Origin of the sequence: Streptomyces sp. NPDC002573, from assembly GCF_042889625.1 — a bacterium.
Taxonomy (GTDB): domain Bacteria; phylum Actinomycetota; class Actinomycetes; order Streptomycetales; family Streptomycetaceae; genus Streptomyces; species Streptomyces gibsoniae.
Map to the genome: position 1 here is coordinate 1 of NZ_JBIARC010000155.1, position 8,467 is coordinate 8,467.

Sequence of the window (8,467 nt, forward strand, 5' to 3'; positions counted from 1 at the left end):
GCCGGGAGGGCAGTCGTCAGGCGCGCGAAGCGCGTCAAGCCCGCTACCGCAAGGTAAGCAGGAATCTCCCGGCTTCAGCCGGGAGAGCACTTCAAGAAGACGCCCCGAGGAGTCGCATCGCAGCCGTCAGGCTGTCCCGTTGCCCGCCCTCTGGATCGCGCTCCTGCGCGAGCCCCTTGGGGACGACAAAGGCCCCGCCCCCATCAGGGGTCGAGGCCCTCGGCCGTCTACGCGGGCCCGCACGACGCCACCGAGCACAGGCCGGCGACTCGTGCTCAGCTGCGGGACCGACCCACAAGGACCCTCGAGCTCCCTGTGCGGCTTCTCCGACACCGAGCAGACCGGTATTGTGGCCGTGCTCGCCTTCCACCACAACGGCCCGCTCAGAGCCGGGCATTCCCGCGTCGTTCGGCCGCATCATGTCCGACCGCACAGAATGATGCACGGGGTGCGTCGAGGAAGTGGTGCGCCTCAGCGAGTCTCGGTGACTTTGGCCAGCGCCCGGGGCGCGTCGGGGTCTTGGCCCCGGGCCATGGTGACCTCGTACGCGAGCATCTGCAGCGGCAGGATCTGCAGGATCGGCTGAAGCTCCTCCGGCACGCCGGACGTCGGCAGGACGAACCCCGCGGAGGCCACCTCGACCTGGTCCCGGTCACCGATGACGACCAGGTCGGCGCCACGCTGGCGCAGCCGGTCGAGGACCGGCTGCAGCGCTTCGCCGCCCCTGCCCTCGGAGACCACCGCGATGATCGGCGAGACGTTGTCGACCATGGCGAGCGGGCCGTGCAGCAGGTCCGCGCCCGAGAAGGCCAGCGCGGGAATGTAGCTGGTCTCCATGAGCTTGAGCGCGGCTTCCTTGGCGGTCGGGTACCCATAGCCGCGCGAGGTGAGGATCAGTCGCTCGGCGAACCGGTAGCGGGCGGCCAGCTGGGCGACCTCGTCCCACCGTGCGAGGATCTGCTCGGCGAGTTCGGGCAGTGCCTTGGCCGCCATGCACGCACCGCCCTGCAGCCGTTCGACGAAGAGGTACAGGGCCAGCAGCTCGGCGGTGTACGTCTTGGTGGCGGGCAGCGCCCGCTCCGGTCCGGCCATGACGTCGATGTGGAACTCGGCGACCTCGGCCAGCGGCGAGCCGGGGTTGTTGGTCACGGCCAGGGTGATCGCTCCGGCCTCCCGCGCCGCCCGCGTGGAGGCCACCAGGTCGGGCGAGCCGCCGGACTGGCTGACGGTGGTCACCAGGGTGTCGGTGAGGTCCGGTCGTGCACCGTACGCCGTCGTGGTGGACATGGAGGTCAGCCCGGCCGGCTTGCCCAGCATCACCTCGACCAGGTACTTGGCGTACAGCGCCGCGTTGTCGGAGGTGCCGCGGGCGGTGAGCAGGACGAAGCGCGGGGCGCGCGCCGCGATCAGGTCGGCGACCCGATGGATCTCCGGCGCGCCCTGCTCCAGCAGGCGTCGCAGCACCGCGGGCTGCTCGGCCATCTCGGCGGACATCATGCGGCCGGGGCGGTGCTGCTCGGATCCGGCGGGGGTGGTCATACGGCGGGGCTCCAGTCGGATGCGGGGTGCGGGGCGGCTGCGGCGTCCAGGGCGAGGATGACGGCGCCCGTGAGCGGCGCCGTCTCGGTGAAGTGCGCGGGCACCAGAGCCGGCGGGAAGGGCACGGCGCGGTCGAGGATGCGGCGCAGCCTCGGCAGGATGCGGTCGGCCGCGCGGGTCAGACCACCGCCGGCCGCGATGATGTCCGGGTCGAGGGCGATCGCCAGGTTGGCCAGATGCACGCCGAGGGTGTCCAGCGCGTCGTCGACCAGTTCGGCCACGGCTGGGTCGTGCTCGGCGAGGGCGAAGACCTCGGCGGTGTTCACGGCGCGGCCGAGGAGCGCGGAGCCCCGGTCGGCCAGTGCCCGACCGGAGATGTGCTCCTCCAGAGGCGCGCGGCCGTCGCCGGCACCCCGGATGTCGGCGGTGCTCAGCACCTGAAAGCCGATCTCGCCGGCGGCCTGGTGCGCGCCGCGCAGCACCCGGCCGCCGACCACCGTGGCGGCGGACAGGCCGGTGCCCAGGTTGAGGAAGATGCCGCAAGCGGAATTGGCCAGGGCGCCCCAGCGGGCCTCGGCCAGGGCCGCGGCTTTGACGTCGGTCTCCACCGCGACGGTGTCGATGCCGAAGACGGCGCCCAGCGTGGCGGCCAGGGCGAGCTGGTCCCAGCCCGGGTTGTTGGGCGCCAGCAGGATCCGGTCGTCCAGCACGATGCCTGGGGAGGCGGCGGCGACGGCACGCAGCGGGCCGTGGCCGTCGGCCTCGGTGCGGGCGACCAGTTCGCGTCCGGCTTTGGCGACCCGCCGCATGACCTGGTCGGCGCCCTGGTCGGCGAGCGTGGGAATGGCGGCGCGGTGCAGCACGCTGCCGTCCGGGGCGGCTGCGGCGAGCGCGGTCTTGGTGCCGCCGAGGTCGATGGCCAGGACGTGGTACGGGGCCGGGCCGCCCCCGGCCCGGAAGGCGGCGGGGGCTGCTCCGGTGGTGCTGGTGGTCATGCGGGGAGCCGCTCCTTGTCGGCGTCGAGAGCGGCCGCTGCGTACTGCTCGTGGATCTCCTTGTCGCCGAAGGGCCAGATGCGCTCCTTGCGGGCCCAGATCGTGAACGCGAGCCCACCGAGGGCAACCCAGACCAGGGACCACTCGATGGGGTGACGGCCGGGGGCGTTTTGGTCGGCGCACACGTAGATGTAGATCCAGCCGGCGAAGGCCAGCACGCTGGGCAGCGGGTAGAGCCACATCCGGTACGGCCGGCGCAGCTGCGGTTGGCGCTTGCGCAGCACCGTGAGCGCGACGATCTGGGACAGCGTCTGCACCAGCACCATCACGGCGGTGAGCAGCTGGATCAGGGTTCCCATGTCGGTGTGGCGGCCGATCATGAAGCCCACGGCGGTGATGACGCCCATGGTGATCAGGCCGATGGTGGGGAAGCCGTGCTTGGGGTGCAGTCGGGCGAAGGAGCGGAAGAAGACGCCGTCCCGCGCCGCGTCGAAGGGCACCCGCGAGCCGGCCAGCAGGCCGGCCAGGACCGAGGCGAAGGCGGTGATGAGGATCAGGGTGGTGATGGCCTCGGCCGGGCCGCGGCCCCAGGCGTGCTCCAGGATGACCGACGCCATCGACTGGTAGACGGCAGAGTTGGGGTCGAGCATCTGGTGCCAGTCGACCGCGCCGAGCACCCCGACCTGGAGCACCAGGTAGATCGCCATCACGCCGAAGACGGCGGTGACGGTGGAGCGCGGCAGGGTGCGTCCCGGGTTCTTCAGTTCGCTGCCGAGGTACGCGGCGGTGTTGTAGCCGAGGTAGTCGTAGACGCCCACCGCGAGGCCGGCGCCGAAGCCGGTCCAGAACTTGCCGCCCAGCAGGTTGAAGGCGCCGTGCGGGTAGGTGAAGGCGTAGTCGGCGTGGAAGTGCGAGTACGCGGCGATCACGACGAGGCCCGCGGCGAGCAGCATGACGCCCCACATGATGGTGGCGAGTCGGGCGACGGAGTCGATGCGCCGCCAGAGCAGCAGCACGATGAGCGCGATCAGGGCGAGTCCGACCAGGTCGCCGGAGGTCTGGCCCATCGACGGCCACAGGTAGCCGAGGTACTGGACGAGACCGACGATGCCGGTCGACATGATCAGCGGGATGAAGAGGATCGCCGTCCAGACGAAGAGGAACGGCATCAGCTTGCCGCTGCGGTACTGGAAGGCTTCCCGCAGGTAGACGTACGTGCCGCCGGCGCCGGGCATGGCGGCGCCGAGTTCTGCCCAGACCAGGCCGTCGAAGAGGGCGAGCAGCGCACCGGCTATCCAGCCGATGATGGCCTGTGGGCCGCCGAAGGCGGCCACCATGAGCGGGATGGTGATGAACGGGCCGACGCCTACCATCTGGCTCATGTTCAACGCGGTGGCCTGGAGCAGGCCGATCCGGCGGGTCAGGCCGCCGGATGGAGTGGGAGTCGACACGACGCTGCGCCTTTGCAGAGAGGGCTGATTCAGGGCCTGGCAAATGTAAGGCGTCTTTCCTAACGAAATCAATATGCTGGTGGGAGAGCTCACTCTCGACCGACCTGGCAGGATGACGCCCATGCCGACGACGACAGTGGACAGCCCGGACACGCCTCCCTTCAACACCGTCATGCGCGGACCGGGCAGCATGCGGCAGGCGAACGAGTGGGTCGTCCTGGAGCACCTGCAGCGGCAGGCACCGGTGTCGGCCTCCCAGCTGTCGTCCGAAACCGGACTATCCCGGCCCACCGTCAACCTTGCCATCGCCCGGCTCGAGGCCGCCGGACTCGTACGCCAGATCGGACTGCGCACCGGCCAGGCCGGTCGCGCCGCCCGGCTGTGGGAGCCGGACGTGGACGCGGGGCGGGTGATCAGCGTCCACGTCGGGTCGCGCTGGACCAAGTGCGCCCTCGCCGACCTGGGCGGGACCGTCATCGACCGGCGGCAGGAGCCGTCCCGGACCTGGGACGCGACCGAACTCGTCCACCAACTCGCGCACCTGGTCACCGAGCTCCTCGACGACAACGGCGTCTCCCGGAGCGACGTCTACAGCATCGTCATCGGCAGCCCGGGCATCTACGACGCCGCGTCCCGCCGGATGCGGCACGCGGCCAACCTGCCCGGCTGGGACCGCCCCGCCGTTGTCGAACTACTCGCCGAGGAGCTCGGCGACCGGGTCCGGTTCGAGAACGACGTCGACCTGGCGGCGCTCGGCGAGCAGGCCGCAGGGATCGGCTGCGGCGTCGACGACTTCGTCTTCTTCTCCGTCGGCACTGGCATCGGCCTGGGCGCGATCACCGGCGGCCGACTCCACCGTGGAGCGCGCGGCGCGGCTGGCGAGATCGCTTTTCTGCTGGTCGGCGACGGCTCCGCTGACCCGCACGGCGAGGTCCGCGAGCGCGGAGTGTTCGAGAGTGCCGCGGCGGCCGACGCCATCGCCGCCGCCGCCCGGCAGGCGGGACTGGGTGCGGACTGCTCGCCCGAGCAGGTCTTCCAGGCCGCGCAGGCGGGAAATCCCGCGGCCGCCGCGATCGTGGAGCGGCAGGTCGGTCTTCTGGCGCGGGCCCTGGTCCCGGTCATCGCCCTGCTCGACCCGCGGCTGGTCGTGCTGGGCGGCAGCGCCCTCGGCCGCCACGCGGCGTCCCTCATCAAGCCCCTCAGGCTCCGGCTCGCCGCACTCGTACCCCTGCCGCTGCCCGAACTCGCGGCGTCGGCTTTGGACGGGGACGCGACGGTCATCGGCGGAATCGCCCAAGCAGTCGGCATCGCATGGCAGCGGGCGTACACCCTCTCGCAGCAGTGACGGCCGGGCGTCGCAGGCCACTCCCTGTCGGGTGCCGATAGTCACGCACAGCCTCCGGGCGGGAGCTTTGCAGGGGCAAGCGATCACGGCAGGTTCGGACCGCATGGCGGGGCGCGTTCTCTCGGCTCCGGAATGACTGCCGGAAACGCACCATGGAACGACAGGATCCCGCGTGAGCCCGTCGGCGCGGAGCGCGCACCACGACCGAGACCACGCGATCGACCTAGTGATCGTCGGCGGTGGATCAGGCAGCTATGCGGCCGCGCCGTGCCGCGCCGGGCTTCGCTGTGTCTTCGTCGAGGAGGGGTAGTTCGCCGCAGAGGGAATCGCCGGCCTCACCCCGGCCGGTGCCCGCCGGCTGATGCCTGGGTCGCGTAGCGGTAGTTCGTTAAATCCGGCGGTGATGTGGTTTGACGACGGGTTGGGTTGGTCGTAGGCCGGTGGTAGGAGTCAACTGCTCTGCTGGGGGCTGGAGATGACCGCTCGCCGTCCGTGTCCGCCCGCGCCGGGACCGTTGGAGGAGTACGCGGCCCGGTTCGACGACCTCTTCTTCAGCCTGGCTCAGCGACGGGGTTTTCGCGAGTACCTGACCGGGCTGCTGGCGCCGCGGGAGCGGAACAAGACCATCACCTGCCTGGCAGGCGCGGAGCCGGTGACCGGCGCGTGGATGCCGGGGGTGCAGCGGCTGCAGTTCTTCCTGTCCGAGTCCCCCTGGGATGCCGGGCAGATCAACGACCGACGGCTTGAACTGCTGCGCGAGCAGCCGGCGACGGCTCCGCACGACGGCGGGGTCATCGTGATCGACGATTCCGGGGACCGCAAGGACGGCACGGCCACCGCGCACGTGGGCCGGCAGTGGCTGGGCCGTTACGGCAAGACCGACAAGGCATCGTCACGGTGACCACGGTGTGGACCGACGGCCGTGTGTACTACCCGCTGCACGCGGCTCCTTACACCCCCGCCCACCACTTCGCCCGCGGACGTTCCGATCCGGCCTTCCGCACCAAACCTCAACTGTCCGCTGCCCTCGCTGCTCGCGGGAGGGAGGCGGGCTTCGGCTGCCGGGCGGTGGTCGCCGACTGCGCTTACTCGGTCAGCGACGACTGGTACCTCGCACTGCGTGAGGCCGGCCTGGCTTACGTGGTGGCGCTCAAGCCGCGCAACGGCATCTGGGCGCCGGTCGACCAGCCGCACACTCGAGGCCGCTCACGCCCTGGCCTGGCAGGATGCCAAGCCTCCCGGCGACTGGACGCCCGTGGAGCGTCACTTCCGCGACGGGCACACCGAGACCTGGTGGGCCGCCGATGCCTGCCTGGGCGGCTACGGCCCCGACTCACCCTGCCGGCTGGTCGTGGTCACCACCGACCCTGCAGATCTGCCGGAGAAGGCCACCTGGTACCTGGCCACCAACCTGCCCCACCCTGACGCACCCCACGCTGCGGGCAGCCCGCACCCGCCGGCCGACCTCGCCGAGATCGTCCGCCTCTACGGACTGCGGCCGTGGATCGAGCAGAGCTACAAGCAGGTCAAGGACGAACTGGGCTGGGCCGACTTCCAAGTCCGCTCCGACCGCGCCATCCGCCGCCACCAGACCCTGGTCAACTGCGCCTTCTCCTTCTGCTGGGACCAGTGGTTTGGTCCACCTGGACCGCTGGATGCCACCGCGCCGGACCCGTGCCCCGACGAGGGGCCAGAGAGGGGGCCCAGCCATACCCCACCAACCCCAACAGCCCTGCTGGCCCGGGGCCTTACGGGCCATCCGTTCTTGGCTCACTCCCGCCGTCACCCTGAACCGGTGGTGGCAAGCCTGGACGGACAAGGACCCGCCCGCCGAGCTCAAGGCCCTGATCGACGCGGTCATCACCGGACACGGCATTGATCTCTACCGCCGGATTTAAACGAACTACCGGTAGTGGGTCGCCCACGACTGCGACGTACGGGCACTACAACGCTGTTCCACGGTCTGGCGGCCCATCGCCTATACCACCAGGGGTAGTTGGCGTACGTGTGCGGGAGGCTGTCTGATGACTTGTTAGGCAACACATGAGAAGGGGTGAGCAGCCGCCGTGGATCGTGTCGGATAAACTGTAGGCACGGATTGAGCCGTTGCTGCCGGTCGTGCCGCCCCAACCACCCGGGGCGCAAGCGTCTGGACGACCGGAAGGTCCAGTCGGGCATCCTGTTCGTGCTGTACACCGGCATCCCGTGGGAGTTTCTGCCGCAGGAGCCGGGCTTCGGTTCCGGCATGACCTGCTGGCGGCGCCTGCGCGACTGGAACGACGCGGGAGTCTGGCAGCGTCGCATTTGGAGCATCAAGCGAGGTGGGCAAAGCCGGTGCCTATTCCTCCCCGGCCCTCGCGGTCGGGGCGACGACCTCGATCAGTCCGGTCTCGACGTCGTAGACGATCCCTGTCACGAGGCCTGCGGGCATCCTGGTCTTGAGGACCTCCTTGAGGACCCCGACGTCGAGCCGGACGGCGGCGACCGGGTCCATGACGGCTTTCCCGTCCAGCGCCTCTACGGGGATGTCGAAGTCGTTCGCGAGCATTTCGGGGAACGCCGCGATGTCCTTGATGCCGCAATCGGTGTGCTGCATGACCACGATGTGCGTGCCTGCGGGGCGGTCGCCGCGGTGGGCCGCGCTGACCTTCGTGAGCATGGTCAGGGTGCGGAGCACGGCCGGGGTGACGCGTCCGCCCACGTTGCGGATCGCCGTCACCTCGCCGAGGTCCAGCCCGAGCACGTGGCTCGGATCGACACGGGAGTCGACACACCCGATGACCATCAGCTGGCCGCTGCCCAGGATGTGCAGGCCCTCATGCGCGCCACGGGCGGCGAACGCGGTGTTCCGGCTGACCAGATCCTCTGTATTGATCATTTTGTTTCCTAAACGGTGCTATGGGGATCAAACGTATAGGAGCATATACTCACATTTCGTGGCGTGCAAGCGCTACGAAGCCGGAGCCATGCCGCTCTCGTGTCGGGACGGAAGGGGACTCGCGGGGACCCGCAGGTCACGCGCGTGCTCGCCCAACCTCGCCCCTAAGAAGTCATCTCATTTGGCGAGTCGGCGGTAGCAGATGAGGGTGCAGGCGATGCTGGTGAAGGCGAGGAAGTGCTCGGCTTTGCGCTCGTAG

6 protein-coding genes and 2 pseudogenes are annotated in these 8,467 nt (G+C 70.1%); 4 read left to right on the forward strand and 4 right to left on the reverse strand.

Annotation, left to right across the window (positions count from 1 at the left end; genetic code table 11):
• Positions 1-471: 471 nt before the first annotated feature.
• From ACFYX0_RS45820 to ACFYX0_RS45830, 3 genes are read right to left on the reverse strand one after another with little or no spacing between them, the layout of a single operon-like run.
• On the reverse strand, positions 472-1,539 hold the full coding sequence (locus ACFYX0_RS45820; RefSeq protein ID WP_388981261.1) for an SIS domain-containing protein: 1,068 nt from the start codon (positions 1,537-1,539) through the stop codon (positions 472-474).
• Positions 1,536-2,534 carry an ROK family protein gene (locus ACFYX0_RS45825; protein ID WP_388981264.1) on the reverse strand — a complete coding sequence of 333 codons (999 nt, stop codon included), beginning with the start codon at positions 2,532-2,534 and terminating at the stop codon, positions 1,536-1,538. The genes ACFYX0_RS45820 and ACFYX0_RS45825 overlap by 4 nt, the downstream gene beginning before the upstream one ends.
• Positions 2,531-3,985, reverse strand: a complete 1,455-nt coding sequence (locus ACFYX0_RS45830; RefSeq protein ID WP_388981267.1) for an APC family permease — start codon at positions 3,983-3,985, stop codon at positions 2,531-2,533. The genes ACFYX0_RS45825 and ACFYX0_RS45830 overlap by 4 nt, the downstream gene beginning before the upstream one ends.
• A 121-nt stretch (positions 3,986-4,106) precedes the next feature.
• Between ACFYX0_RS45830 and ACFYX0_RS45835 the strand changes: the two genes are divergently transcribed.
• The 4 genes and pseudogenes from ACFYX0_RS45835 to ACFYX0_RS45850 form a co-directional block, all read left to right on the forward strand.
• Positions 4,107-5,330: an ROK family protein gene (locus ACFYX0_RS45835; RefSeq protein WP_388981270.1), complete on the forward strand. Its 1,224-nt coding sequence runs from the start codon at positions 4,107-4,109 to the stop codon at positions 5,328-5,330.
• 475 nt (positions 5,331-5,805) lie between these two features.
• Positions 5,806-6,482, forward strand: a pseudogene (locus tag ACFYX0_RS45840) (transposase); the annotation flags it as partial.
• 103 nt (positions 6,483-6,585) lie between these two features.
• Positions 6,586-7,209 carry a hypothetical protein gene (locus tag ACFYX0_RS45845; protein ID WP_388981276.1) on the forward strand — a complete coding sequence of 208 codons (624 nt, stop codon included), beginning with the start codon at positions 6,586-6,588 and terminating at the stop codon, positions 7,207-7,209.
• Between the two features lie 230 nt (positions 7,210-7,439).
• Positions 7,440-7,629, forward strand: a pseudogene (locus ACFYX0_RS45850) (transposase); the annotation flags it as partial.
• A 39-nt stretch (positions 7,630-7,668) separates the two neighbouring features.
• On the opposite strand, the gene ACFYX0_RS45855 reads toward ACFYX0_RS45850, so the two are convergent.
• On the reverse strand, positions 7,669-8,208 hold the full coding sequence (locus ACFYX0_RS45855; protein WP_388981273.1) for a carbonic anhydrase: 540 nt from the start codon (positions 8,206-8,208) through the stop codon (positions 7,669-7,671).
• Positions 8,209-8,467 lie beyond the last annotated feature (259 nt).